Raw genomic sequence first — 24,957 nt, 5'->3', positions numbered from 1 at the left:
CAGCACCTCGCCGTGGCCGGTCACGAGGCTCTGCGGGGTGACCCTCTACAATCCCGGTGTGGCCCGACGAACCGACGGCGGCAGGTCCGGCGGCTCCCGTCGTTCCACCGTGCAGACCCGACGCCGACGGGTGATCCCTGCGGTCGCCATCGGCGCCATGGGTCTCGGCATCGCCGGCCTCCTCGCCCTGCTGCCAGCCGTCTCGAACGCGTGCCAGGTCGTCCCCGCGACGTCGCGTTTCTCGTCGGCGCAGGTGTCGGCCGCCACGGCGCCGGGCTCCGACGTCCTCATCGTCGGGGACTCGTACACGACCGGTCGCGGATCGTCCGACAACCTCCACGGCTGGGCACAGGACCTCGTCGCCGAACGTGACTGGGACGCGACCATCGACGGCGGCCCCGGCACCGGGTACGTCAACCGTGGGGCGGCCAGGTCGGCGCGGGCCATCTACCAGTCGAGGATCGAGCGGCGCGCAGCACTCTCGCCGGACCTCGTCCTCGTGCAGGGCAGCCAGAACGACTGGCTCACGAGTTCCGCCACCCTCGAGCGGACCGTCGAGAGCACGCTCCGGCAGGCCGAGGAACAGTGGCCCGACGCCGTCGTCATCGCGATCGGACCGTCGGCGCCGCAGCCGCGGGCCCAGGCGACGACGGGCATCAACGCCGCGGTGGCCGCCGGCGCGCGAGCCGCCGACGTCCCGTTCGTCGACGCCCTCGACGGCCAGTGGTTCACCGCGATGAACAGCGGCAGCTACGCCGCGACCGACGACGAGCACCTGAACGACGCCGGGTACCGGTACCTCGCGGGCAAGATCGACGCCGAGCTCGAGGACCTCGCGACGAAGCCCGACGGCGAGCAGTGCCTCTGAGCTCCCGCATGGGGTACAAGTCGCCTTCAGTCGTCTCATGGCGGTTCCACTGCACAGTTCAGTCCGCGTTCAGCCGACTGTTGGGCTACCGCCGATAGTGTTGTTCCCGGATCCGATCGACGGATCCTGCAGCATCGCACCATCGCAGAACGAACGGGGTACACCGTGATCGAGCCCATCGAAGCCACGCAGACCAGCACCACCGGTGACGCGCGCCGCATCGTCGAGCTCGCAGCAGCGACCAACACGACGATGAGCAACGAGCTCCTGCTCGACACGCTCCGCCGGAACGCCCAGGTCACGACCCGCCACATCCGCAAGGACTTCGTCGAGGTGGCGACCGGCACCTCGGTGCTCGGCTACGTCTGCCGGCAGCGCAAGGACTTCATCGCCCTCCGCGGGGACGACCCGGCCTGGGCGCACGAGGTCGGCCGGTACGCGAGCGAGTCGCTTGCGGTCGAGGCGCTGCGCATGCGCCGCGCCTGAGCCCCGCCCCACCGAACGACGAAGGCCGCCCCACACGGGGCGGCCTTGTTCGTGTCCGGAGCAGCCCGACCGCCCGTCACCCGCCGAGCCGAGTCTCGCCCACGCGGACACTTCCGCGGCGCACGAGGCACGAAACTGTCCGCCGAGCCGAGTCTCGGGTGCGGCTCGCCCTCGCCGACCGTCCGGGTCAGGACCAGACGCGGCGGATGCCCCAGCTGCCGGTCCAGGACTCGTCGGGCTCGAGCCAGCGCAGCCCCTCGCCGGAGTTGAGCGCGTTCGCGGGCGCCGTCATCGGCTCCACCGCCACGGCCAGCCCGGTGCCGTCGCCGCGGGGGAACTCGCGGGACGTGAAGACCTGCACGTACGGGAACGACCCGTCCTGCCAGAGTTCGACGCCGTCGCCCTCCGGTCCGTGCATCGTCGTGCGGCGGATCCCGTCGGCGTCCGGGGTGACGTCCGTGTAGGCGGTGTCGAGGTCGGCGTCACCGGCGCGGACGCCGGACCGCAGGTCGAACGGCGTGCCCTCGACCGGGACCGTGCCGTTCGGGATCTTCCTGTCGTCGACGGTGAACGCGGTCGCGGCGTCGAGCCGGACGACGAGGTCGTCGGCCGGGGTGTCACCGGCACGCAGGTAGGGGTGCGCCCCGATCGCGAACGGCGCCTTGACGCCGGAGCGGTTCACGACCTCGTGCGTCACACGGATGCCGTCGTCGACGAGTTCGTGGTGCACCCGCGTCTCGAGGGTGAAGGGCCAGCCGTGCTGGGGGTGGATGGTGGCTTCCTGCACGATGCCGGACTCGGTCTGGGTCACCACGCGGTACGGGGCGAAGCGGAGCAGCCCGTGCGAGGCGTTGCCGTACTTCGGCTCCGAGACGTCGAGCTGCTGCCGCGTGCCGTCGAGTTCCCACACACCGCCGGCAACGCGGTTCGGCCAGGGTGCGAGCACGATCCCGTTCGCCCCGGGCGGCTGCGACGTGACCGGGAACGGCTCGGTGAGGTCGAAGCCCGCGACACGGAGTTCGCGGATGCCGGCGGCCACCTCGGTGACGATCGCCTCGACGACGCCGTCGGGGCCGGCGTGACGGAGGTGGTACTGGCCTCCGGTGGGCGCTGCGGTCATGCGGTCTGGTTCCTTCCGTTGCGTGCCGGATCGCCACCGGCGGGCTCGTCCGCCACGACCACCTGGACGCCTGCCGCCCGGATCGGGGCGACCTGCTCCGCCGTGGTCTCGGCGGTGACGACGACGTCGATGTCCTCGAGCGCGCGGACCACCCCGAGGTGGGCTCGGCCGAACTTCGACCCGTCCGCGACCACGACGGTACGCCGAGCCGTGGCCGCGAGCATCCGCTTCGCCTCGGTCTCGGGCAGGTTCACGTTGGTGAGGCCGTGGGCGACGTCGAGCCCGGTGCCGCCGAGGAACACGGTGTCCGCCGCGATCATCGGCAGCACCGCCCCGTTGAAGGGCGCGACCAGCGAGTGCTGCAGCGGGCGCAGTGTGCCGCCGGTGACGATGACGGTGAAGCGCGGCACCGCGGCCTCGAGCACGAGTGCGGTCGTCAACGAGTTGGTCACCACCGTGACGTCGACGAGGTCTTCCCGGGCGACCAGGGCCGTCGCCACCGCGGCCGGCGTCGTGCCGACGTCGAGCACGACGCACTGGCCGGAGCGGACGAGGGCGGCCGCAGCGCGGCCGATGGCGGCCTTCGCCACCTGGTGCTCGACGGCGGTCTCCTCGAAGGGGCGCTCGGTGGAACCGGCCCCGAGGCGGACCGCACCGCCGTGCACCCGCCGGATCCGCGCCTCCTGGTCGAGCGAGGCGAGGTCCTGTCGGACGGTCACCTCGCTGGTGCCGAGCGCCGCTGCCAACGCGGCCGTCCGGACGAGGCCGGGCGCACCGTCGACGATGGAGACGATGCGGTCCTGCCGCAGCGGCGCGGGGAGGGCACCGGCCAGGAAGGCGAGGTCGTCGTCGGTCATGACACCAGTTTCGCGTGCTTCCGAACACTTTCGCAATGCTTCGCGGAGCCGCTAGGGTGGTGCGGTGATCACCAAGCGCGTGACGAAGCTCGCGGACGGACGCGACCTCTTCTACTTCGACGACGCCGACTCGACGCTGCCCGCAAAACGCAGCATCGACCAGCGCGTGCTCGACCCGCGGCCGGAGACGGCGCGCATGCGCCAGGACGTCCTGACCGGCGAGTGGGTCTCCATCGCGGCGAGCCGGCAGAACCGGGTGTTCCTGCCGCCGGCCGACCAGGACCCGCTCGCCCCGCAGACGCCGGAGAACCCCTCCGAGATCCCGAGCCGGTACGACGTCGCGGTGTTCGAGAACCGCTCGCCGTCGTTCGGTCCGGAGCTCGCGGGTCCGGACGGGGCTGCCGACGCACCGTCGTCGCTCGACTCCCTGTCCGACGTCGGGCTGAACCGGCAGTTCCGGAGCGTCGGGCGTTGCGAGGTCGTGTGCTTCTCGCCCGCGACCGCGGGCTCCTTCGCGTCGATCTCCGAGTCGCGCGCCCGCACCGTGGTCGAGGCGTGGGCGGACCGCACCGCGGCGCTCTCCGAGCTCCCGGGCATCCAGCAGGTGTTCCCGTTCGAGAACCGCGGCGAGGCCATCGGCGTCACGCTCCACCACCCGCACGGGCAGATCTACGCCTACCCCTACGTCACGCCGCGCACTCAGCGCCTCCTCTCGTCGATCGAGCGGTTCGGGCCGGACCTGTTCGAGCAGCACCTCGCGAACGAGCGCGCGTCCGACCGGGTCGTCCTCGCCGGTGAGCACTTCACCGCCTTCGTGCCGTTCGCCGCGCGCTGGCCCATCGAGATCCACATGCTCCCGCACCGGCACGTCCCCGACTTCGCCGGCCTCACCGACGCCGAGAAGGACGAGCTGGCGCACATGCACCTGCGGCTCACCCGCGGCATCGACAAGCTCTACGACGACCCGACGCCGTACATCGCCGCCTGGCACCAGGCGCCGGTGCACACCGGCCGCGACACCGTGCGGCTCATGCTCCAGATCACGTCCCCGCGTCGCGCGGCGGACAAGCTCAAGTTCCTGGCCGGCAGTGAAGCCGCCATGGGCGCGTGGATCGGGGACCTCGTCCCCGAGAAGGCGGCCGAGTTCATCCGAGGAGGGATCGAACGCGCATGACGTTCCAGCAGGTCTACGGGTACGAGCCCACGGTGCGGTACTCCGCGCCCGGTCGGGTCAACCTCATCGGCGAGCACACCGACTACAACGACGGCTACGTCCTGCCCTTCGCGATCGACCGTCGCACGACCGCCTCGATCGCCCCGCGGACGGACCGCGTGCTGCGGGTCGCCTCGGCCTTCGACGCGTCCTCGGTGTTCGAGCTGAGCCTCGACGAGCTCGAGCCGTCGCGGATGAGCGGCTGGTCGGCCTACGTCCTCGGCATCGCGTGGGCGCTGCGTGAGCAGGCGGGTGCGGACCTCACGGACAAGACCGGCTTCGACGTCTTCATCGAGTCGGACGTCCCCGTCGGCGCGGGCCTGTCCTCGAGCGCGGCGATCGAGTGCGGCGTCGCACTCGCGTTCAACGACCTGTGGGAGCTCGGCCTGAGCCGGAAGCAGCTCGCACGCGTCGGCCAGTACTCCGAGAACCACGCCGTCGGTGCGCCGACCGGCATCATGGATCAGTCCGCCTCGCTGCTCGGCGAGCAGGACGCGGTGGTCTTCCTCGACTGCCGCACGCTCGACACCGCCGTCGTCGACCTCGCGCTCGAGGCGAACGGGCTCGAGGTCCTCGTCGTCGACACCCGCGTCGAGCACGCCCACGCCACCGGTGGCTACAAGGCCCGACGCGACTCGTGCGAGCGGGGTGCCTCGGTGATGGGCGTCGAGGCGCTGCGCGACCTGTCGGTCGACGACCTGCCGCGGGCGCAGGAACTCCTCGACGACGAGACCTTCCGTCGCGTCCGGCACGTCGTGACCGAGGACCAGCGTGTCCTCGACACCGTCCGCACGCTGCGCGAGCACGGACCGCGCTCCATCGGCTCGCTGCTCGTCGCCTCGCACGCGTCGATGCGCGACGACTTCGAGATCTCGGTGCCGGAGCTCGACCTCGCGGTCGAGACCGCGATGGCGCACGGTGCGGTCGGCGCGCGGATGACCGGCGGCGGCTTCGGTGGTGCGGCGATCGCGTTGGTCGACCAGGAGGCGCGGCAGACGATCGCAGACGCGGTCACCGCCGCCTTCGCCGCTGCCGGGTACCGCGAGCCGACGGTGTTCACGGTGCACGCCGCGCAGGGCGCCCGGCGCGACTGACGCGCCTCCGCCGCGCCGGTCGAGCCGCCGGTCAGCGGGTCGCGTGCCCTGTGGTGACCGTCACGCCGCCCCACGGGAACCCGTGCGGGTGCAGGACCTCGTGGTGGATCTGGTCGATCACGACGTGTCCTTGCCACACGGTGTAGACCAGCACGCCCAGCACGACCACCACCGGGACGGCCAGGTACGCCGCGAACCGGATGACGTCGCCGAGCGATCGCTTGCCGAGCCGCTCGAGCGTCGGCGGGAGGAACGTGCCGACGACGACCACGAGCAGCAGGACGGCGATCGCGGCCGGCGCTGGATGTCCCTCGACCTGTACTGTGCGTGGGGCACTCGACAGCAGGTTGCCCGCGTCGTCGATCCAGTGCCCGTCGCCGTCCGTCCCGCCGTACTCCGCCGCGGCGGACCACATCGTGAGCGTCGGGTACGACAGGAGCGCGACGACTCCGATCAGCACGAGGCCCCATGCCCGCGGTCGCAGCTTCCGTCCGGCGTGCGCCATCACCGGTGCGGTCTGCATGTGCTCCCCCATGTGCGAGACCGGATCACCGCGGTCGACGCTCACGGCGCGCCCTCGAGACGCTGGATCGACCACGAGACGTCGCCGATCGTGACGGGGTGCACGTCGCCGTGCGCAACGGCCCAGAACACCCACTGCCATTGCACGATGAACAGCACCCACACCAGCATGGTCACCCCGACCACCCCGGTCAGACCGAGTGCGAGCACGCGGTCCTGGTCCCACCGTGCGGCTCCCCGTCGAGCGACCCCGACGACGAAGCCGCCGACCGCGAAGCCGACGGTGAGGAGCACCCACCCGATCCACGGCCGGGCTTCGAACTGCACGAAGCCGAGTTCGTGCGTGTCCGTGCTGCCCGGCAGCCGCGGGTCGGCGGACCAGTTCTGTCCGAGGACCTGCAGGAACAGGCACAGCAGTGTGATCCAGATGAGTTTGCGGGCGTCCTTCGTGAAGAGCGACTCGCGCGCTCCGGGTTCCGCGACGGACGTGGTCATGCTCGAACGGTAGCGCGGCGCCGGACGTCACAGAAGCGCCCATCCGAGGGTCGCCCCGAATCCGGCCACCTCGGACCCGCGCGGATGTGGCGGCGCCGACCCGCGCCTCCCGAACGTGGTTCGTGAGCAGAAGTGGTCGGGTCCGACGACGGGACCCGACCATTTCTGCTCACGAAGCGCACATCGCGGCGCGCACACGCACGCACGCGCGCGCGGCTAGTGCAGGTGGCGCTCCGCCGCCTCGACGACGTTCTTCATGAGCATCGCGCGGGTCATCGGGCCGACGCCCCCGGGCGTCGGCGACAGGAAGCCCGCGACCGAGGCGACCTCGGGGTCGACGTCGCCGCGCAGCTTGGCCTTGCCCGTCTCCGGCGACACCACGCGGCTGATGCCCACGTCGATGACCGCCGCACCCGGCTGCACCCAGTCGGGCTTGACGAGTCCGGCGACCCCGGCCGCCGCGACGATGATGTCGGCTCGGCGGCACTCGGCGGCGACGTCCTCGGTGAGCGAGTGCGTCAGCGTCGCGGTGGCCTCGAGCCGGGTGAGCAGCAGGCCGAGCGGACGACCGACCGTCAGCCCCTGCCCGATGATCGTGACGTGCTGCCCGCGGATCGGGACCTCGTACGCCTCGAGCATCGCGACGATGCCGCGCGGGGTGCAGGGCAGCGGCGCGTCGATCGTGCCGGCAACACCGGGCACGGCGAGCACGAGCTCGCCGAGGTTCGTCGGGTGCAGGCCGTCGGCGTCCTTGGCCGGGTTCATCAGCTCGAGCATCGGGATCGGGTCGATGCCCTGCGGCAACGGGAGCTGCACGATGAACGCGGTGACCCGGGGGTCGTCGTTCATCTGCAGGATCGCAGCCCGGATGTCGGCGGCCGACGCGGTCTCGGGCAGGTCGATGCGGACCGAGTCGAGCCCGATCTGCGCCGAGTCGCGGTGCTTGCCGGCGACGTACGACACCGAGCCGGCGTTCTGCCCGACCATGATCGTGCCGAGACCGGGGCGGAACCCGTGGTCGTGCAGCCGGTCGATGCGGACCTTCAGGTCGTCGAGCGTGCGGGCGGCGAGGGCGGTGCCGTCGATGCGGACGGCACTGCCCTCGCCTGCCCAGCGCTCACGAGGGAGCGCGGCGCTCACGCGTAGAGCGGGAACGCGTCGGTCAGGGTCTTCACCCGCGCCGAGAGCGCTTCGATGTCCGGGTTCGGCATGAGCGTCAGCGCGATGATGTCGGCGACCTCGGTGAACTCGGCGTCGCCGAAGCCGCGCGTGGCGAGCGCCGAGGTGCCGATGCGGACACCGGAGGTGACCATCGGCGGGCGCGGGTCGAACGGCACGGAGTTCCGGTTCACGGTGATGCCGACCTCGTGCAGGAGGTCCTCGGCCTGCTTGCCGTCGACCTCGGAGGTGCGCAGGTCGACGAGCACCAGGTGCACGTCGGTGCCACCGGTCAGGACGTCGATCCCGGCGGCCTTTGCATCGGCCTGCGTGAGGCGGTCCGCCAGCAGACGAGCACCGCGGAGCGTGCGCTCCTGGCGGTCCTTGAACTCCGGGGTGCCGGCGAGCAGGAACGCGGTGGCCTTCGCGGCGATCACGTGCATGAGCGGGCCGCCCTGCTGCCCCGGGAACACGGCCGAGTTGAGCTTCTTGAACAGCGTCTCGTCGTTGGACAGGATGATGCCGGAGCGGGGGCCGGCGAGCGTCTTGTGCACGGTCGAGGACACGACGTGCGCGTGCGGGACCGGGGACGGGTGCAGGCCCGCCGCGACGAGCCCGGCGAAGTGCGCCATGTCGACCCAGAGCTTCGCGCCGACCTCGTCCGCGATCTCGCGGAACTTCGCGAAGTCGAGCTGGCGGGGGTACGCGGACCAGCCGGCGATGATGACCTTCGGCTGGTGCTCGACGGCCTTCGCGCGGATGTCGTCGTAGTCGACCTCGAAGGTCTCCGGGTCGACGCCGTAGGACACCGCGTTGTAGATGCGGCCGGAGAAGTTGAGCTTCATGCCGTGGGTGAGGTGCCCACCGTGCGCGAGCTCGAGCCCGAGGATGGTGTCGCCGGCGGAGGCGATGGCGTGCAGGACGGCGGCGTTCGCGGTCGCGCCGGAGTGCGGCTGGACGTTGGCGTACTCGGCGCCGAAGAGGGCCTTCGCACGGTCGATGGCGAGCTGCTCGGCGACGTCGACGTACTCGCAGCCGCCGTAGTAGCGCTTGCCCGGGTAGCCCTCGGCGTACTTGTTCGTCAGGACGGAGCCGACGGACTCGAGGACGGCGCGCGGCACGAAGTTCTCGGACGCGATCATCTCGAGGGTGTCGCGCTGCCGGCCGAGCTCCTGCTCGAGCACGCGGGCGATCTCGGGGTCGACCTCGCTGAGCGGGGCGTTGAAGCTGGACTGCGTGGTCGCAGCGGGCAGATCGGTGATGGACACGGGACTCCTCGTTGTCTGTCCCGTCGCGCGCGTGCACGACGGAGGTGGACGGTTGGGCGCGGCCCAGGCGTACGGCCGCGCACCGTGTCAGGTGTCGCTCCCCGATGGTGACCCATCCAACGCCAGTCGCGACCCCACGATCGTACCGAGCGCACCGGTTCGTGTCACCCTGGAGGCATGACCATGCTCAGCCCCGACGTCGACGAGCGGACGACGACCCGCTCCGACACCCCCTGGGTGACCGTGGTCTGGGACGACCCCGTCAACCTGATGTCGTACGTGACCTACGTCTTCCAGTCGCACTTCGGGTTCGGGCGGGCGAAGGCGGAGCGGCTCATGCGCCAGGTGAACGACGACGGCCGCGCGATCGTGGCGACCGGGCCCCGCGAGGCGATGGAGGCACACGTCGAGGCGATGCACGGCTACGGACTGCAGGCCTCGGTCGACCGGGCGCCCGCCCCGTGATCCCGTTCGTCCGGCGTGCCGACGGCGTGCACCTCGCCATGTCCTCCGGCGAGCGCGGCGTGCTCACGTCGCTGACCGAGCAGCTGCAGCAGGTGCTCGGCGGGGACCTCGCCGCGGACCCGGTCGCGGCACGGATATTCCCGGACGCCTACCGCGACGACGCCGAGGCCAGCGCCGAGTTCCGACGCTGGACCGAGTCGGACCTCGTGGCGCGGAAGAGCACGAACGCGGCGACCGTGCACGCGTGCCTCACCGGTGCCCGTGACGGCGCCTTCGACCACGAGGACGAGCAGGCCTGGCTGCGCTGCCTGACCGACCTGCGGCTGACCATCGCGGACCGGCTCGGGATCGTGGACTCCGCGACCGAGGAACGGTCGTACACCGCCGACGCGGGCGTCGGACTGCGGGACGTCTACGACTGGCTGGGGTACGTGCAGGAGCACCTGGTCGACACCCTGACCGCGACGCGATGAGCCTCGGCTTCCGTCCGGTCGGCGACGACCTGGAGGCGCTGCTCGCCTTCTCGACGGACGACGGCGCTGGTGGCACGCACTGCGATCAGAAGGAAGCCTTGCAAGTTCGCCTGTCGAAGTAGTACCGTGACGGTATGGATTCAGTCGGCTCGGACGCGCTCGCGGGTGAGTTGCTGACGCTGTACGGCAAGATCCGCCGGACCACCCTCGTCGGCAAGGTCGACGAGGTCACGGCGTCCCAGTCCGCGGCGCTCGGGCGGCTCGTCCGTGACGGTGCGACCACGACCGCCGAACTCGCCCGCGCCGAAGGCGTCCGCCCGCAGTCGATGGGCGCGACCGTGCAGGCGCTCGAGGACCTCGGCCTCGTGACCCGCACGCAGGACCCGACCGACGGCCGCCGGACCATCGTCGCCGCGACGGACGCCGGCCGGACCGCCCGCGCCGAGTCCCACCGCGCCCGGACCCGCCTCCTCGCCGAGCGCCTCGCGACGCTCGACCCCGACGACCGCGCCGTGGTCGTCCGCTCCCTCCAGATCCTCGAACCGCTCGTCGAACCGTGACCACCAGGAGGGGCGACCCGCGTCGATGGACGCGAGCCGCGCCTCCTGGCCGTCACGACGCGACCCGAGTCGCAAAGGCAGCCAGCCACGTCCACCGCAACCGCCTCCACACCCGTCTCCCGCACGGCCGACCCGGAGGGCAGCGGCTTCGGCCCGAAGCTCCTCGTGCCGGTCCTCGTCGGGCCGCTGCTCAACCCGATCAACACGACGATGGTGTCGGTCGCCCTCGCGCCGATCTCCCGTGACCTCGGGATCGGGGCGGCGCAGGCGATCTGGCTCGTCGCGGCGCTCTACCTCGCGAGCGCCGTCGCCCAGCCGACGATGGGGAAGCTCGCCGACCGGTTCGGCCCGAAGAAGGTCTTCCTGACCGGGCTCGTCATCGTCGGGATCGCGGGCATCGTGCCCGAGTTCCTGACCGGGTTCGGCGGCGCGGTGTTCGCCCGCGTCCTGATCGGCATCGGGACCTCGTCGGCGTACCCGGCGGCGCTGACGACCCTGCGCCAGCACTCCACCCGCATCGGCAAGCCCACCCCGCCGCTCGTGCTCGGCGCACTCTCGATCACCTCGCTCGTGTCCGCCGCCGCCGGACCACCCCTCGGCGGGGCGCTCATCGCGGCGTTCGGGTGGCACGCGATCTTCCTCGTGAACGTCCCGCTCGCGGTGTTCGGGATCGTCGTGTCCGCGATGTGGCTGCCGTCGGACCGGCTCCGGCCGCGGGAGGACGAGGACGTACCCGTCCTCACCGCGCTCGACCCGTTCGGCATGCTGCTCATGACGGGGACCGTCTCGGCGCTGCTCGTGTTCCTGCTCGACCTGTCCGCCGGGCTCTGGTGGCTGCTCGGCACGGCCGTCGTGCTCCTGGTGGCGCTCGTGGCCTGGGAGCTCCGAGCGGCGCGACCGTTCGTCGACGTCCGGATGCTCGCGCGGAACGGCGCGCTCTCGCGGACGTACGTGCGCCTGTTCCTCGTCTACATGCTCGCGTACACGATGACCTACGGCTTCTCGCAGTGGGTGCAGGACGTCGCGGGCTACTCGAGCGACGTCGCCGGGTACATCCAGCTGCCCGCGGCCGTCGTCGCCGGGGTCGCGTCGTTCCTCATCGCCCGGAAGACCGCCGTGCGGGGGCCGCTCGCCGTCGCGGCCGTCGTGCCGATCGTCGGCGGGCTGCTCCTGCTCCTGCTGCACACCGGGTCGCCCGTGTTCCTGCTCGTGCTGGCACCGGCGCTCTTCGGGGTCCCGCAGGCGCTGGCGTCGGTGTCGAACCAGGCGGCGCTGTACCGGGTCGCCCCAGCGACGTCCATCGGCACGGCCGCGGGGCTGTCCCGTACGAGCGTGTACATCGGGGCGATCGCGGCGTCCTCGCTGATCGGCGGGGTGTTCGGCCAGGCTCCGACGACGCCGGACCTGCACGTGCTGGCGTGGGTGATCGTGGGCGTCGCGGTGCTGCTCAGCGTCTTGACGATCGCCGACCGGGCGCTGGCGCGGCCGCTCCCCGCGCCCGCGAGCCGCACTTCGTGAGCAGGAATGGTCGCCTCGCGCCACGGCACCCGACCATTCCTGCTCACGATCCGGCCCGACGGCGCACGATCCGGCCCGACGGCTCACGATCCGGCGCGACGGCGCACGATCCGGTCCGACGGCACCCGCAGCCCGACCGGCGGGGCCGCACCGCGCCTCCCGACAGCCCGATCCCGGTACCCTGAACCGGTGACCGACCCGACCGCCCCGAGCGCCACGACCCCCACGCACTGGACCCTCACGCTGGTCTGCGACGACCAGCCCGGGATCGTGCACGCCGTCTCCGGGGCAGTCGTCGCCGCGAGCGGGAACATCACCGAGTCGCAGCAGTTCTCGAGCGCCGACACGAACACGTTCTTCATGCGCCTCCAGGTGATGGCCCCGGTCGACCGCGCCACGTTCGAGGCCGCCCTCGCCCCCGTCGCCGAGCGCTACACCGCGCGCGTGCAGCTCGACCTCGTCGGCCGGCCGATGCGCACCCTCGTGCTCGTGTCGAAGGCGGGGCACTGTCTGAACGACCTGCTCTACCGGCAGCGCGGCGGACAGCTCCCGATCGAGGTGCCGCTCGTGCTCTCGAACCACGGGGACCTGTCGGAGCTCGCGTCGTTCTACTCCGTGCCGTTCGAGCACCGGCCGGTGACCGACGCGGCGAGCAAGCAGGAGATGGAGCGCCGCGTGCTGCAGGCGGTGGAGGAGCACGACATCGAGCTCGTCGTCCTCGCCCGGTACATGCAGATCCTCTCGCCCGAGCTCTGCGCCGCGCTCGAGGGCCGCGCGGTGAACATCCACCACTCGTTCCTGCCCGGCTTCAAGGGGGCGAACCCCTACCGGCAGGCCCACGCCCGCGGCGTGAAGCTCATCGGTGCGACGGCGCACTTCGTCACGAGCGACCTCGACGAGGGCCCGATCATCGAGCAGAACGTCGTGCGGGTGGACCACACGAAGGACCCCGCCGAGCTCGTGTCGATCGGCCAGGACGAGGAGTCCCGCACGCTCACCCAGGCAGTGCGCTGGATCGCGGAGGACCGGGTCCTCCTCGACGGCGCCCGCACCATCATCTTCAAGTAGGCACCGCATGTCAGCACCGCAGTCCCCCGTCGATTGGGGCGACACCCCGGACCCGCACGCCATCCGCCCGCGGAGGCTCGACGGCTGGACGGTGCTCCGCGTCCTCGTGTGCGCCTTCGGCCTGGTCTCGCTGGCGTACTGGGGCTACATCGCGTGGCCGTTCCCGGTGCCGGGCATCCTGTTCATGATCGGCGCGCCGGTGTTCGCCGCGGTGGTCTGGTACCTGTTCCGGTCGCCGCGCTCCCCCATCGAGACGGACATCGTCGGCAAGACCATCGTCGAGGTCGCGCTCGTGATCGCGGCCGGTGCGGCCTGGATCTCGATCGGGCACCCGGTCGTCGGGATCGTCTTCATCGTGGTCGCAGCGTTGTCGGGCGTGGTGCAGTTCCGCAAGGAGACCCGGTGAGCGGCGGCGCGTCCGCCGCATCCGGCGCGTCCGTCGCGTCCGCCGCGTCCGGCGCGTCCGTCGGCCAGGAGGCGCGGCGCACCCTGTTCCGGTCGGCCCACGTCGTCGATGCCGGCGGCTCCACCGCGGACGGCTGGGTCCTCGTCGTCGGTGACCGCATCCACGCGGTCGGCTCCGGTTCCGAGGGACCGACGGCGACGTCGGTCGACGAGGTCGTCGACCTCGGCGACGCGGTCCTCGTGCCCGGCTTCATCGATCTGCACGGGCACGGGGGTGGCGGGGTCGCCTACGAGGACGAAGCCGTCGGTGCCGCCCTCACCGTGCACCGCTCACACGGCACGACCCGCTCGGTCCTGTCCCTCGTCGCGAACCCGGTCCCCGCGCTCACGGCGTCGCTCGACCGCATCCGCGCGGTGATGGCCGACGACCCGCTCGTGCTCGGCGTCCACCTCGAGGGCCCCTTCCTCTCCCCGCACAACAAGGGCGCACACAACGAGTCGTTCCTGATCGACCCGTCGCCGGCCGCGGTCGAGGCGCTGCTCGAAGCCGGCGAGGGCGTCATCCGCCAGGTCACCGTCGCCCCGGAACTCCCCGGCGCGCTCGACGCCGTCCGCCGGTTCGTCGCCGCCGGGGTCACCGTCGCCGTCGGCCACACCGTCGGCACCTACGACCAGGCCCGTGCCGCGTTCGACGCCGGTGCGACGCTGCTGACCCACGCGTTCAACGCGATGCCGGGGCTGCACCACCGTGCGCCGGGGCCGATCGGTGCCGCCGTGGCGGACGACCGCGTGACGCTCGAGCTCATCCTCGACGCCGTGCACGTGCACCCGGTCGTCGCGGACACCCTGCTGCGCGCTGCCCCGGGCCGAGTGGCGCTCATCACCGATGCGATGGGTGCTGCTGGCGCGGCCGACGGCTCCTACCGGCTCGGGTCGCTCGACGTCACCGTGACGGAAGGCGTCGCGCACGTCGCCGGAACGAACACCATCGCGGGGTCGACGTTGACGCAGGACGTGGCGTTGCGGAACGCGGTCTCGCTCGCCGGACGGACGCTGCCCGAGGCCGTCGCGGCCCTGACGAGCGTGCCGGCTACAGCACTGGGGCTCGGCGACCGGATGGGGCGGCTCGCGCCGGGCTACGCGGCCGACCTCGTGGCGCTGTCACCGACGCTCGAGGTGCAGCGGGTGTGGGGCGGCGGGCGCAAACTGGGCTGACCCGGTCACCGCCGGGCGAGTGCTCCTGCGACGAGCCGGAGCAACAGGGCGACCGCTCCGACCACGGCGACACCGACCCCGATGACGACGACGATCACGAGTCGGGCGAGGGCGTGCGACTCGGTCTCATCCTCGCGGACGCCGAGGTACGACGCACCCGCGAGCACGAAGATCGCCGCGACGAGCAGCAGCAGCCCGATCCAGGTCGTGGCGCGGAGCGCGGCCGGTGCTGGTACCCGGTTCCGCTCGTCCGGCGACGCGGGTCGGGCCTTGGCGCCCTCGGTCTCCCAGTCAGCGAGTTCGGTCACGGTGGTCCCCCTCTGTCGGGTCGATCGTAGGGCCTGCACATCAGGACCCGATCCCTCCGGCCAGCGTGCCGGCTGTTCCGTCGACGCTCTCTGAGCAATCGGTGCGCGCCGTACCCTGGTTCCCGTGGCAGGGGGAAGCACGAAGCCGAAGCCCGTCGGCTTGCCGCTCGACCTGCGCCGCGGGCGACGAAAGCGTCGGCGCGCGGAGACCGCACGGCCACTCGGCACCGCGCGGCACAGACCCCGCCGCCGACCGCACCACCGAAGGACGAGCATCACCCCGGGTCAGCGGTCGATCGGGCGTTCCCGAGCGCCGGTCGCCCACGTCGTGTCCGCGGTGTCCCCGACCCGGAGCGACAGCGTGCCACCGCGGGTCACGAAAGACGCTGGCACCCACGACTTCTCGAGGGTCCGCCCGTTCAACCGCGCACCGTGCACGAACGGGTCCGTGCTCGACGAGCGGATCGCGATCCGCTCCCCGCTCGACCGCCGGATGTCGACGGTGGTGAACGTCGGGCTTCCCACGAGCATCTCCACCCGCCCGGGCGTCTGCGGGAACAACCCGATCGACGCGAACACGTACCAGGCGCTCATCGTGCCGAGGTCGTCGTTCCCGGGCAGCCCGCTCGGACCGGTCGTGTAGGCATCGTCGACGACCCGTCGCACGGTCTCCTGCGTCTTCCACGGCTTCCCGAGCGCGTTGTACATCCACGGCGTGTGGATGTCCGGCTCGTTCGTCGGGTCGAACTTCGTCGGGTCGCCGCCGGTCACCGCGAACGCGCCGGTGCTGTCATGGAAGAACGCGTCAAGTCGCGCGACCGCCGCGTCGTCGCCACCCAACGCCGTCGACAGCCCCTGCACGTCCTGCGGCACGAGCCAGGTGTACTGCGCACTCGTGCCCTGCGCGAACCCGGTGCCGGTCGAGGGCGACCAGCCCGGCGTCCACGAGCCGTCCGCCTGGCGAGCGGCCTGGTACCCGACGGCCGGGTCGAACGTGTTCTTCCAGTAGGTCCCGCGCTCCGCGAACATCCGCGCATCGGAGCCCAGCCCGAGGGACCCCGCCCAGTACCCGAGCGCGCTGTCGGAGATCGAGTCCTCGAGCGTCTCGGCAGCGCCACCCCAGCACGAGCAGTCGTCGTTCGCGGCGTAGTGCCGCTCGAGGTACTCGTCGAGCGCCGGCCGCTGTGCGAGGCACTGTCCCGGGCAGCCGATGTCGCTCTCGGCGTCGGCGTTCTCGACGGTCGCCTGACGTTTCAGCGACTGGTAGGCGGCCCGCACGTCGAAGTTCCGGACCCCCATGGCGTACCAGGTGGCGAGCGTCGCCGCCGAGGGGTCCCCCGTCATCACGTGCGTCGGGGCACCGAGGTGCAGCCATCGGTCCCACACACCGCCGTTCTGCTCGGCGAACCGCAGCATCGACTGGGCCATGTCCCCGGCGACGTCCGGCCGCAGCAGGGCGAGCAGCTGGATCTGCGCGCGGTACTGGTCCCACCCGGAGTACGTGCCGTAGACGGCCCGGTGGCCCCGGTCCATCCGGTGCACCCGCTGGTCCGGCCCGAGGTACCGCCCGTCGCGGTCGTTCAGCGTGTTCGGCTGCATGAGTGCGTGGTAGACGGACGTGTACAGCTGGGTGGTCCGGTCCGTCGTGCCGCCCCCGACGCGCAGGCGCGACAGTTCACGGTTCCAGGAGGCGCGGGTGCCGGCCGCCACGCTGGCGACGGTCGCGCGCGGGGTCACCTCGCCGTCGCGGTTCGCGATCGCTCCTGCGGCGCTCACGTACGAGATGCCGATCCGCGCGCGCACCGTTGCACCGCGACGCGCGTCGAATCCGACCCACGCGCCGGAGCCGCGTCCGGCGCGGTCGGCGCCGGTCAGGTACCCCTCCCCACCGGAGGAGGCCGTGCCTCCTGGCTGGACCGTGCCGTCCTGCCACGTTCCCGTGCTCGTGAACGCCCGGTCGAAGGTGGCCGTGAAGAACAGGCGGTAGTAGCTGCGGCGGTCCGGGTTAGTGGCGCCGCCGCCGTTCGCACGGCGGCTGCAGAAGCCGCCGGTCAGGACGCTGCCGCTCACGGTGCGGGTACGGGGGTCGACGCGGGTGGTCGCGGCCTCGCTGCCGTTGATCGAGTTCGAGGTGCGGAAGAGCAGGTTCGCGGCCTTGCCGGCCGGGAACGCGAACTCGCCGACGCCGGCGCGCGTCGTGACGGCGAGGTCGGTGCGGACGCCGTTGTCGAGCGCGACGCTGTACCGACCGGGACTCGCGGACTCGTCGTCGTGCGAGTAGCCGGCGGCGTAGACCGCGTCGGTGGAGTCGGCCGACGGCGACGTCGTGACCGGGGTCGTGACGGGCATGATCGGCACGTCACCCGCGGCCCCAGGTGCGCAGCCGGCGCCGTTGAGGTGCGTCAGGCTGAAGCCACGCAGCCGGTCGACGTCGTACGAGTAGCCGTTCGCGACCGGGGTCGAGGTCTGGTCGCCTGCGGTGCCGGTCGGGCTCCACTGCAGCATGCCGAACGGCGCGGTGGCACCGGGCCAGGTGTTGCCGTCGCCGCTCGTGCCGATGAACGGGTCGACGTACCGGGCGGGGTCGGAGACGGTCCGGGTCCCCTGCCCTACCTGTCCCGAGGGCGAGGCGACCGCCGGTGCGGCGACCATCCCCGTCCCGAGCAACGCGGCGATCGTGGCCACCGCGGCGAGCGGCAGCGGACGGAGGAGCGGGCGACGGTGCACGCGGGAACGGTTCACGTCGGCGACGCTAGACCCCTCGGACGGGGGACGTGCGGTCGGTCACCGAGCGCTCCCCCGCTGTTCACGTCGGCGTGGACCGTACACCCTCGCCGACCTCGACTGAGGTCCAGATCACACCGTCCGCTGCGAGGATGGCCCCATGAGCGTCATGGTCTCCCTCTTCGATGCGCACCGCACCCGCACCAGCGAGAAGTACACGGCACACCCGCCGGAGGTGCTGCCGATGTTCGTCGCCGAGATGGACAGCATGCTCGCCGAGCCTGTGCGGGACGCCCTCGTGGCCGCGGTCACGAACGGCGACACCGGCTACGTCGGGCACGGCCGGGCGCTCCCCGAGGCGTTCGCCGACTTCGCCGAGGCCCGCTGGTCGTGGCGGCTCGACCCCGACATGGTCCGGACGACCACGGACGTCTCGGTGGCCGCGGTGGAGACGCTCCGCCGGGTGATCGACCCCGGCGACCAGGTCGTCATCATGCCGCCGGTCTACCCGCCGTTCTGGGAGTACGTCGCCGAGGCCGGCGGCTCCGTGACCGAGGTCCCGCTGCTCGCGCCAGAGGGCACCGCGGACCCGTTCGACACCACGGCCGGCTGGCGGATGGACCTCGACGGCATCCGCCGAGCGTTCGCGGACGGCGCCCGGACGGTGCTGCTGTGCAACCCGCACAATCCCCTCGGGCTGGTGCACACCCGGGACGACCTGGCCTCCCTCGCCCGGCTCTCCGCCGAGTGGGACGCGGTGGTCGTCTCCGACGAGATCCACGCACCGCTCGTGCACGCGGATGCGACCTTCACGCCGTTCCTCGACTCGTGCCCCGAGGCCGCCGACCTCGGCGTCGCCCTGACCAGCGCGAGCAAGGCCTGGAACCTCGCGGGGACGAAGTGCGCGCTCATGGTCGGTGCCTCGGACCGGGCGCGAGCGTGGTTCGACGGCATGCCGACCGAGGTGGTGGAGCGCACCGGGATCCTCGGGTACACCGCGAGCGTGGCGGCGTTCAGCGAGGGCGGCCCCTGGCTCGCGTCGCTCCTGACCGAGCTCGCCGCGAACCGCCGCACCCTGGCCGAGCGCATCGGTGCGGTGCTGCCCGGTGCCGGCTACCGGCAGCCGCAGGCGTCCTACCTGGCGTGGCTCGACCTGCGCGCGCTGCCGTGGGGCGACGACCCCGCCGCACACCTCGTCGACGAGGCGAAGGTGGCGCTCAGCAGCGGCCCGGACTTCGGTCGGCAGGGAGCCGGCTTCGCCCGGCTGAACTTCGGGTGCTCGGCCGAGACCCTCGACGAAGGACTCAGCCGCCTGCACACCGCGTGGTCGCGGCGCACGGGCGGCTGAGCCGGGGACTCACTCGAACAGCTGCCAGGCCGGCTTGTTCGCGTACGTGTACCGGTAGTAGTCGGCGAGCGTGAGCCCCGCGGCGGCTTCCTCGTCGACGACGACGGTCGCGTGCTCGTGCAGCTGCAGCGCGGACCCGGGGACGAACGACGACAGCGGACCCTCGACCGCGGCGGCAACGGCGTCGGCCTTCGACGAACCCTGGGCGACGAGGACGAGCTCGCGAGCATCGAGGATGGTGCCGAGCCCCTGCGTCATGCAGTGCGTCGGGACCTGGTCGAGGCTGTCGAAGAACCGGGCGTTCGCCTCACGCGTGGACGGGGCGAGCGTCTTGATGCGCGTGCGGGACGCGAACGAGGACGTCGGTTCGTTGAACCCGATGTGCCCGTTCGCGCCGATCCCGAGGATCTGCACGTCCACCCCGCCGGCGGCCCGGATGGCGGCGTCGTACTCCTTCGCCGCGAACTCGAGGTCGTCGGCGCGACCGTCCGGGACCCGGACGCGGGAGGGTTCGAAGCCGAGCGGGTCGATGACGTCGCGCTGGATCACCGAGGCGTAGGACTCGGGGTGCTCGAGCGGGATGCCGACGTACTCGTCGAGCGCGAAGGCGCGGGCCTCGGCGAACGAGATCTCCCCCGCCTCGACGCGACGTCGCAGGTCGGCGTAGATGCCCTGTGGGCTGGACCCGGTGGCGACTCCGATGACGGCGGACGGCTTCTTCGCGACGACGGAAGCGATCTTGGCCGCGGCGACGCGACCGACCTCAGCCGGCGTGGGCAGGATGATGATCTCCACGGTGACAGCCTACTGGTCATGACCAGTCCGCGACAGGGTGCGGTGTCGGTAGCGTGGCGGCATGCCCACGCCTGACTTCGTCCTGTCCCTCCGCTCGAAGATCGGGAACGACCCGCTCTGGCTCACCGGGGTCACCGCCGTCGTGACGCGCGGCGAGGGTCCGGACCGTGAGCTCCTCGTCGTGCGTCGGGCCGACAACCTCGCGTTCACGCCGGTGACCGGCATCGTCGACCCCGGCGAGGAACCCGCGGTCGCCGCCGAACGCGAGGTCCTCGAGGAAGCCGACGTCGTCGCCGTCGCCGAGCGCCTCGCATGGGTGCAGGTGCTGCCGGAGATGACGTACCCGAACGGCGACCGGGCGCAGTACCTCGACCTCGTGTTCGCCTGCCGGTACGTGTCCGGCGACCCGTTCCCCGCCGACGGCGAGAACACCGAGGCCTTCTGGGCACGGCTCGATGCCCTGCCCGAGATGCCCGCGACCATGCGGGCACGCATCGACGCGGCCCTGTCCGACGACCCGGCCACGCGCTTCCAGCGCTGACTGCTCGGACAGGAGGCGCGGTGCCAGCCCGCACCGCGCCTCCCGTCCGCCAGCGCGCAGCCGAGTCTCGCGCAGGCGGACAGTTTCGCGGTCCGAGCGTCGCGGAACTGTCCGCCGAGCCGAGACTCGGTCTCGCCGGGGCAGCCCGTCGCCGCTCCGCGAGCGGAGTGGCTCGTCGGTGCTACGCGAGCGGGGCGACCGCGACGGGGGCGCCGAGCAGCCGCACGGCGACCGCGTCGCCGGCAAAGCGGCGGTCCCCGACCTCGTGCTGCACCGTCACGACCGTGTCGTCGTCGAGCCGGACCGTCGTCCGTCGGATCGACCCCAGGAAACTCGACGCGACGACCGTGCCGGTGACGCCCTCCGACGCGAAGGCGACGTCCTCCGGGCGGACGTAGGCGAGGACCGGACCGTCCGGTGCCGCAGCGTCGAGTGCCGGCACACGGAACCCGTACACGAACACGTCCCCACCGCGCAGGTCGCCGCGGAGGCGGTTCGACTGCCCGACGAAGTCCGCCGTGAACGCCGACGACGGGGAGCGGTAGAGCTCCTCCGGCGTGCCGATCTGCTCGATGCCGCCGGCGTTCATCACCGCGATGCGGTCCGAGACGGCGAGCGCTTCCTCTTGGTCGTGGGTGACGAACACGGTCGTGATGCCGAGGTCGCTCTGGATGCGCCGGATCTCGTCGCGCAGGGACACCCGCACCTTGGCGTCGAGCGCCGACAGCGGCTCGTCGAGCAGGAGCACGCGGGGCCGGGTGACGAGTGCCCGGGCGAGGGCGACGCGCTGCTGCTGTCCGCCGGAGAGCTGGTGCGGGTACCGGTCGGCGAACTCGGCGAGGTGCACCATGTCGAGCGCGTCGATGACCTGCTCGCGGCGGGCAGCAGCCGGCACGCGGCGCATCTCGAGGCCGAACGCCACGTTCTGCCGGACCGTCATGTGCGGGAACAGCGAGTACTGCTGGAACACCATGCCGATGTCCCGCTTGTTGACCGGGGTGTCGGCGACGTCCTGACCGTCGATGCGGATCGACCCGGCGTCGATGCCCTCGAGGCCCGCGAGCGCCCGGAGCGCGGTCGTCTTGCCGCACCCGGACGGGCCGAGCAGCGAGACGAACTCACCGGGTTCGATCCGGAGCGACAGCCCGGCGAGGGCACGGTGCGCGCCGTAGTGCTTCTCGACGCCGTCGAGCTCGACGATCGCGCCGTCGGTCGCGAGCGATGCCGGGGCGGCGGGGGCGGTGACGGTCATGCGGACTCCTTCGGGGCACGGCGGCGGGAGCCGACCCGGCCGATGAGGACGAGCAGCACGAATCCGAAGACGAGTGCGGCGAGCGAGAAGATCGCGGCGACGTAGGGGTCGGTCGACTGCACGAGCAGGAGCGCGGTCTGGAACGTCGTGCGGGAGAGGAACGAGGCGAGGGTGTACTCGCCGAGGACGACCGTGATCGTCAGGAAGCAGGCGGCCGTGATGCCGCGACGGAGGTTCGGCAGGAGCACCCGCCACGTCACGGTCCACCACGAGGCGCCGAGCGACCGGGCGGCCTCGGAGAGCACCGACATGTCCATCGCGGTGATGGCCGCGGCGATCGGTCGGAACGCGAAGGGCAGCGCGATGATGCCGATCGCGAAGGACAGCGTCCACGCGTCCGAGCCGAAGACCTGCGCGACGACCTGGTACACGGGGATGAACCCGACGACGAGGACGACCACGGGCACGGTGATCGGCACGATGCACACGAACTCGAGGACGCGGCGGAGCCTCGGGTACCGCAGGGCCGTGATGATCTGGGCCGGCAGCAGCACGAGCAGCACGATCGCCACGGTGATGAGCGCGATGAGCAGCGAGGCGCCGAGCCCGTCGAACACCGGCTGGTAGGTCGCCGCGTTCACCGGGTCGACGAGTGCCGTGTAGTGCGCGAGCGTCAGGCTGCCGTCGGTCCCCTGGCGGAAGGTGAACTGCGCGAGGGCGACGAGCGGGACGGCGAACACGAGGCCGATCACGACGAGCACGATCGCGGCGGTGACCCGCGACGGGGCCGCGCCGAAGCGGCCGACGCGGGTCGCGCCTCCCGTCCGTCGCGGCCGGACCGTGCGCCCGCCGGTGGCCGCGCTCATCGCTGCCACCGCGCTGCCCGGCGCTGGAGCAGCGAGTAGGCGCCCATCACCAGGGCCATCACGACGACCATGCCGAAGGCGAGCACGCCGGCGACGTTCTGCAGCCCGATGATCGTCTCGCTGGTGAGCTGGGTCCGGATCGTCAACGGCACGATCCCGCCCTGGGAGATGAGCGCCGCAGCCGTGGCGAACGACGAGAACCCGTTCGCGAAGAGGAGCAGCAGCGATCCCCAGAACGCCGGCGCGAGCACGGGCAGCGCGATCCGTCGCCAGTAGGTCGCGCGCGACGCCCCGAGGGTGGCGGCTGCCTCGCCCCACTGGGCCTTGACGCCCTCGAGGGCCGGCATGAACGTGAGGACCATCAGCGGCACCTGGAAGTAGACGTAGGGGATGACGAGCCCGGGCACCGTGTACAGGAAGGTGCCGTCGGCATTGAGGTCGATGTGCAGGGCGGAGACCAACCAGGTGGTGACGAGTCCCTGCGCCCCGATCGTGGCGATGAACGCGAACGCGAGCATGACACCGCCGAACTGGGCGAGGACGCTCGCGGCCGCGTCGATCATCGACCGGACGAGACCGTCCGGTCGGAGCGCGGCGAGCGCCCAGCACACGACGGCGCCGATCACGGCGCCGATCACGGCGGACACGGCGGACAGACCGAACGAGCCCCCGAAGGCGCGGAGCACCGACGGGTCGGCGAACGCGGCGAGGTTCGCGAAGGTGAACGCGCCGCTGCTCGTGAAGAAGCCACTGCCGACCGCGATCACCGCGGGGACGGCGAGGAACAGCAGGACGTAGACGGCGAACGGGGTGAGGCCGAGCCACGCGACGCCGCCGCGGCGCCGGACACGGGGTCCGGCGGCGCGGCGGGCGGTGGCATCGGCGGTCGTCGCCGGAGGGGTGGCCGCGGTCGTCGCGGCGGGTCCGGCAGGGACGGGTGCCGGAGCGGTCCCACGGCCGGGTGCCCCGACGAGCGGGTTCCCGCCGGCGCCCGGTGCCGATGCGGTGGTCATGCTGCTCAGGAGCCCATCGTCGAGGCCCACTTGGCCGACAGCACCTTGGCCGCGGCGGTGGCCTGCTCGTCGGTCAGCTCGACGGAGTCCTTCGGCGCGCCACCTGCGGCGTCGAGGGCGTCCTGGTCGACCTTGCCCGACTTCTCGAGCGCGGCCAGGGTGGACGGGAAGGCTCCGGCCTGGAGGTACAGGTTCTGCACGTCCGGGCTCGCGATGTACTCCTGCCAGAGGCGCGCGGCGGCCGGGTGCGGGGCGTCCTTGTTGATCGCCTGCGAGTAGTACGAGGCGAGGGCCTGTCCCTCGGGGACGACGGTCTTCCAGTTCTTGTTCCCGGAGGCACCGGCGGCCGGGCCCCATGCGAGGTTGTTGTACGACCACTGGATGACGACGGGGGTCTCACCCGAGGCGACCGTCGCCTGCGTCGGCAGCACGTTCTGGAAGTTGCCGGCCTGCTTCAGCTTGCCGAAGTACTCCACGCCCTTGGTGATGTCGTCGGCCGAGCCGCCGTTCTCGAGCGCCGCGAGGTACACCGCCGAAGCGGCCTGGTTCGCCTGCGTCGGGTCACCCGAGATCGCGACCTTGCCCTTGTACTCGGAGCCGAGCAGGTCGTCGAGGTCCTTCGGGGCGTCCGTGATCTTCGACGAGTCGTAGCCGATCGACATCAGACCGGTGTAGTCGCGGGTCCAGGCGCCGTCCGCGTCCTTGAGGTTCGAGGGGATGTCGCTCCAGTTCGCGACCTTGTAGTCGGTGAGCAGGTCGAGGTTCTGCTGCAGCACGGCGTTGCCGAGGTCGAGCACGTCGGGCGCGGTCGACTGGCCCTTCTGCGACTTCACGGCGGCGACCTCGTCGGCGCTCGAGCCGTTCGGGTTCGCGGAGGTGATCTTGATGCCGTACTTCTTGGTGAAACCGTCGATGATCTTGCCGTAGTTGGCCCACGACGGCGGCAGCGCGATGACGTTGAGCTGCCCCTCGGCCTTGGCGGCCTTCACGAGGGCGTCCATGCCCCCGGCGGACTCGGCGCTCGTGGCGGTCTTCCAGTCGGTGTCGTCCTTGGTGGTGCTGGCCGAGCTCGTGGCCGAGCAGCCGGCGAGGGTGACGATGGCGGCGGCGGCCAGGGCGATGCCGGCGAGGGTGCGCTTGTGCTGCACGGGGTGTGCCTTTCGGGTGATCGGGACGGACCCGGGATCCGGGTCCTGGACGATCGTGGACGCGGCCGGTTTCCGACCAGTGCTGCCGTGGTGAACGGTGGCGGAACAGCGGGTGCGGCTGTACGGTCTCGACTGTCGGCAAGGGTGCCGGCCCGGTCCGGCACAGTCCAGGAGGCA

27 protein-coding genes and 1 riboswitch are annotated in these 24,957 nt (G+C 71.9%); of the genes, 14 read left to right on the top strand and 13 right to left on the bottom strand.

Translation table 11 applies throughout. The annotated features are described in order from the left end of the window. Positions 1–58 precede the first annotated feature (58 nt). Positions 59–868: an SGNH/GDSL hydrolase family protein gene (locus ACQXVK_RS06340; protein WP_430853050.1), complete on the top strand. Its 810-nt coding sequence runs from the start codon at positions 59–61 to the stop codon at positions 866–868. 165 nt (positions 869–1,033) lie between these two features. Next, complete coding sequence (locus ACQXVK_RS06335) at positions 1,034–1,354, top strand: hypothetical protein (RefSeq protein ID WP_022906652.1); 321 nt, start codon at positions 1,034–1,036, stop codon at positions 1,352–1,354. 187 nt (positions 1,355–1,541) lie between these two features. On the opposite strand, the gene ACQXVK_RS06330 is transcribed toward ACQXVK_RS06335, so the two are convergent. Further along, the gene (locus ACQXVK_RS06330) at positions 1,542–2,474 is read right to left on the bottom strand and encodes an aldose 1-epimerase family protein (RefSeq protein WP_022906653.1); all 933 of its coding nucleotides are present in this window, start codon (positions 2,472–2,474) and stop codon (positions 1,542–1,544) included. Next, entirely contained in the window at positions 2,471–3,331 is an 861-nt protein-coding gene (locus ACQXVK_RS06325; protein ID WP_402266993.1) for a DeoR/GlpR family DNA-binding transcription regulator, read from the bottom strand. Before ACQXVK_RS06325 ends, ACQXVK_RS06330 begins: the two co-directional genes overlap by 4 nt. Before the next feature lie 64 nt (positions 3,332–3,395). Between ACQXVK_RS06325 and galT the strand changes: the two genes are divergently transcribed. After that, a complete protein-coding gene (galT, locus tag ACQXVK_RS06320) occupies positions 3,396–4,505 on the top strand; it encodes a galactose-1-phosphate uridylyltransferase (protein WP_430853049.1) in 1,110 nt (369 codons plus the stop codon). After that, positions 4,502–5,638 (top strand): galactokinase, encoded by a 1,137-nt coding sequence (gene galK, locus ACQXVK_RS06315; RefSeq protein WP_402266987.1) that lies wholly within the window; start codon positions 4,502–4,504, stop codon positions 5,636–5,638. The genes galT and galK overlap by 4 nt, the downstream gene beginning before the upstream one ends. 31 nt (positions 5,639–5,669) lie before the next feature. Here the strand turns inward: galK and ACQXVK_RS06310 are convergent, their stop codons facing one another. The 4 genes from ACQXVK_RS06310 to glyA all read right to left on the bottom strand — a co-directional run bounded on the left by ACQXVK_RS06310 (position 5,670) and on the right by glyA (position 9,075). Further along, a complete protein-coding gene (locus tag ACQXVK_RS06310) occupies positions 5,670–6,206 on the bottom strand; it encodes a hypothetical protein (protein ID WP_430853048.1) in 537 nt (178 codons plus the stop codon). After that, entirely contained in the window at positions 6,203–6,655 is a 453-nt protein-coding gene (locus ACQXVK_RS06305; protein ID WP_022906657.1) for a hypothetical protein, read from the bottom strand. The genes ACQXVK_RS06310 and ACQXVK_RS06305 overlap by 4 nt, the downstream gene beginning before the upstream one ends. Before the next feature lie 216 nt (positions 6,656–6,871). Beyond that, a complete protein-coding gene (locus tag ACQXVK_RS06300) occupies positions 6,872–7,795 on the bottom strand; it encodes a tetrahydrofolate dehydrogenase/cyclohydrolase catalytic domain-containing protein (RefSeq protein WP_430853047.1) in 924 nt (307 codons plus the stop codon). After that, entirely contained in the window at positions 7,792–9,075 is a 1,284-nt protein-coding gene (glyA, locus tag ACQXVK_RS06295; RefSeq protein ID WP_430853115.1) for a serine hydroxymethyltransferase, read from the bottom strand. Before glyA ends, ACQXVK_RS06300 begins: the two co-directional genes overlap by 4 nt. A gap of 60 nt (positions 9,076–9,135) precedes the next feature. Continuing rightward, positions 9,136–9,221, bottom strand: a riboswitch (ZMP/ZTP riboswitch). Between the two features lie 37 nt (positions 9,222–9,258). On the opposite strand from glyA, the gene clpS reads away from it, so the two are divergent. From clpS to nagA, 8 genes are all read left to right on the top strand, one after another. Then, a complete protein-coding gene (gene clpS, locus ACQXVK_RS06290; RefSeq protein WP_022906660.1) occupies positions 9,259–9,546 on the top strand; it encodes an ATP-dependent Clp protease adapter ClpS in 288 nt (95 codons plus the stop codon). Beyond that, positions 9,543–10,019: a DUF2017 family protein gene (locus ACQXVK_RS06285; protein ID WP_430853046.1), complete on the top strand. Its 477-nt coding sequence runs from the start codon at positions 9,543–9,545 to the stop codon at positions 10,017–10,019. The genes clpS and ACQXVK_RS06285 overlap by 4 nt, the downstream gene beginning before the upstream one ends. Continuing rightward, positions 10,016–10,141 carry a hypothetical protein gene (locus ACQXVK_RS06280; RefSeq protein ID WP_022906662.1) on the top strand — a complete coding sequence of 42 codons (126 nt, stop codon included), beginning with the start codon at positions 10,016–10,018 and terminating at the stop codon, positions 10,139–10,141. Before ACQXVK_RS06285 ends, ACQXVK_RS06280 begins: the two co-directional genes overlap by 4 nt. A 12-nt stretch (positions 10,142–10,153) precedes the next feature. Further along, positions 10,154–10,579 (top strand): MarR family winged helix-turn-helix transcriptional regulator, encoded by a 426-nt coding sequence (locus tag ACQXVK_RS06275; protein WP_430853045.1) that lies wholly within the window; start codon positions 10,154–10,156, stop codon positions 10,577–10,579. A 165-nt stretch (positions 10,580–10,744) separates the two neighbouring features. Beyond that, entirely contained in the window at positions 10,745–12,097 is a 1,353-nt protein-coding gene (locus ACQXVK_RS06270) for an MFS transporter (RefSeq protein ID WP_430853044.1), read from the top strand. A gap of 189 nt (positions 12,098–12,286) precedes the next feature. Beyond that, positions 12,287–13,165, top strand: a complete 879-nt coding sequence (purU, locus tag ACQXVK_RS06265; RefSeq protein ID WP_402266968.1) for a formyltetrahydrofolate deformylase — start codon at positions 12,287–12,289, stop codon at positions 13,163–13,165. 7 nt (positions 13,166–13,172) lie between these two features. Then, the gene (locus tag ACQXVK_RS06260) at positions 13,173–13,571 is read left to right on the top strand and encodes a YrdB family protein (RefSeq protein WP_022908302.1); all 399 of its coding nucleotides are present in this window, start codon (positions 13,173–13,175) and stop codon (positions 13,569–13,571) included. A gap of 83 nt (positions 13,572–13,654) precedes the next feature. After that, positions 13,655–14,785 carry an N-acetylglucosamine-6-phosphate deacetylase gene (nagA, locus tag ACQXVK_RS06255; protein ID WP_430853114.1) on the top strand — a complete coding sequence of 377 codons (1,131 nt, stop codon included), beginning with the start codon at positions 13,655–13,657 and terminating at the stop codon, positions 14,783–14,785. 5 nt (positions 14,786–14,790) lie between these two features. Here nagA and ACQXVK_RS06250 read toward each other — a convergent pair whose 3' ends face one another. Beyond that, positions 14,791–15,093 carry a hypothetical protein gene (locus ACQXVK_RS06250; RefSeq protein ID WP_430853043.1) on the bottom strand — a complete coding sequence of 101 codons (303 nt, stop codon included), beginning with the start codon at positions 15,091–15,093 and terminating at the stop codon, positions 14,791–14,793. Positions 15,094–15,378: 285 nt separating this feature from the next. Then, the gene (locus ACQXVK_RS06245) at positions 15,379–17,835 is read right to left on the bottom strand and encodes a GH92 family glycosyl hydrolase (RefSeq protein WP_430853042.1); all 2,457 of its coding nucleotides are present in this window, start codon (positions 17,833–17,835) and stop codon (positions 15,379–15,381) included. A gap of 142 nt (positions 17,836–17,977) precedes the next feature. Between ACQXVK_RS06245 and ACQXVK_RS06240 the strand changes: the two genes are divergently transcribed. After that, positions 17,978–19,165 carry a MalY/PatB family protein gene (locus tag ACQXVK_RS06240; RefSeq protein ID WP_430853041.1) on the top strand — a complete coding sequence of 396 codons (1,188 nt, stop codon included), beginning with the start codon at positions 17,978–17,980 and terminating at the stop codon, positions 19,163–19,165. A gap of 9 nt (positions 19,166–19,174) precedes the next feature. On the opposite strand, the gene nagB is transcribed toward ACQXVK_RS06240, so the two are convergent. Beyond that, on the bottom strand, positions 19,175–19,960 hold the full coding sequence (gene nagB, locus ACQXVK_RS06235; RefSeq protein ID WP_416394348.1) for a glucosamine-6-phosphate deaminase: 786 nt from the start codon (positions 19,958–19,960) through the stop codon (positions 19,175–19,177). 61 nt (positions 19,961–20,021) lie between these two features. On the opposite strand from nagB, the gene ACQXVK_RS06230 reads away from it, so the two are divergent. Then, complete coding sequence (locus ACQXVK_RS06230; protein ID WP_430853040.1) at positions 20,022–20,501, top strand: NUDIX hydrolase; 480 nt, start codon at positions 20,022–20,024, stop codon at positions 20,499–20,501. A 181-nt stretch (positions 20,502–20,682) separates the two neighbouring features. Here the strand turns inward: ACQXVK_RS06230 and ACQXVK_RS06225 are convergent, their stop codons facing one another. The 4 genes from ACQXVK_RS06225 to ACQXVK_RS06210 are packed head-to-tail and all read right to left on the bottom strand — an operon-like array spanning position 20,683 to position 24,780. Further along, on the bottom strand, positions 20,683–21,753 hold the full coding sequence (locus ACQXVK_RS06225; protein ID WP_402266950.1) for an ABC transporter ATP-binding protein: 1,071 nt from the start codon (positions 21,751–21,753) through the stop codon (positions 20,683–20,685). After that, positions 21,750–22,619: an ABC transporter permease gene (locus ACQXVK_RS06220; RefSeq protein ID WP_022908310.1), complete on the bottom strand. Its 870-nt coding sequence runs from the start codon at positions 22,617–22,619 to the stop codon at positions 21,750–21,752. Before ACQXVK_RS06220 ends, ACQXVK_RS06225 begins: the two co-directional genes overlap by 4 nt. Further along, the gene (locus ACQXVK_RS06215) at positions 22,616–23,632 is read right to left on the bottom strand and encodes an ABC transporter permease (RefSeq protein WP_416394344.1); all 1,017 of its coding nucleotides are present in this window, start codon (positions 23,630–23,632) and stop codon (positions 22,616–22,618) included. Before ACQXVK_RS06215 ends, ACQXVK_RS06220 begins: the two co-directional genes overlap by 4 nt. Positions 23,633–23,637: 5 nt before the next feature. Then, positions 23,638–24,780, bottom strand: a complete 1,143-nt coding sequence (locus ACQXVK_RS06210; protein ID WP_402266941.1) for an ABC transporter substrate-binding protein — start codon at positions 24,778–24,780, stop codon at positions 23,638–23,640. Between the last annotated feature and the right edge of the window lie 177 nt (positions 24,781–24,957).

It is taken from the genome of Curtobacterium sp. AB451 (assembly GCF_050585845.1).
Classification (GTDB): domain Bacteria; phylum Actinomycetota; class Actinomycetes; order Actinomycetales; family Microbacteriaceae; genus Curtobacterium.
Note: the sequence above shows the minus strand (reverse complement) of the source record. Positions and strands in the feature narration are given on the sequence as shown.

Bases quoted from the DNA above. Each gene is read 5' to 3' on its own strand.
- ACQXVK_RS06330 (WP_022906653.1), bottom strand. From the start codon at position 2,474: ATGACCGCAGCGCCCACCGGAGGCCAGTACCACCTCCGTCACGCCGGC.
- ACQXVK_RS06325 (WP_402266993.1), bottom strand. From the start codon at position 3,331: ATGACCGACGACGACCTCGCCTTCCTGGCCGGTGCCCTCCCCGCGCCG.
- galK (WP_402266987.1), top strand. From the start codon at position 4,502: ATGACGTTCCAGCAGGTCTACGGGTACGAGCCCACGGTGCGGTACTCC.
- ACQXVK_RS06305 (WP_022906657.1), bottom strand. From the start codon at position 6,655: ATGACCACGTCCGTCGCGGAACCCGGAGCGCGCGAGTCGCTCTTCACG.
- clpS (WP_022906660.1), top strand. From the start codon at position 9,259: ATGACCATGCTCAGCCCCGACGTCGACGAGCGGACGACGACCCGCTCC.
- ACQXVK_RS06280 (WP_022906662.1), top strand. From the start codon at position 10,016: ATGAGCCTCGGCTTCCGTCCGGTCGGCGACGACCTGGAGGCGCTGCTC.
- ACQXVK_RS06275 (WP_430853045.1), top strand. From the start codon at position 10,154: ATGGATTCAGTCGGCTCGGACGCGCTCGCGGGTGAGTTGCTGACGCTG.
- ACQXVK_RS06260 (WP_022908302.1), top strand. From the start codon at position 13,173: ATGTCAGCACCGCAGTCCCCCGTCGATTGGGGCGACACCCCGGACCCG.
- ACQXVK_RS06240 (WP_430853041.1), top strand. From the start codon at position 17,978: ATGAGCGTCATGGTCTCCCTCTTCGATGCGCACCGCACCCGCACCAGC.
- ACQXVK_RS06230 (WP_430853040.1), top strand. From the start codon at position 20,022: ATGCCCACGCCTGACTTCGTCCTGTCCCTCCGCTCGAAGATCGGGAAC.
- ACQXVK_RS06225 (WP_402266950.1), bottom strand. From the start codon at position 21,753: ATGACCGTCACCGCCCCCGCCGCCCCGGCATCGCTCGCGACCGACGGC.
- ACQXVK_RS06220 (WP_022908310.1), bottom strand. From the start codon at position 22,619: ATGAGCGCGGCCACCGGCGGGCGCACGGTCCGGCCGCGACGGACGGGA.
- ACQXVK_RS06215 (WP_416394344.1), bottom strand. From the start codon at position 23,632: ATGACCACCGCATCGGCACCGGGCGCCGGCGGGAACCCGCTCGTCGGG.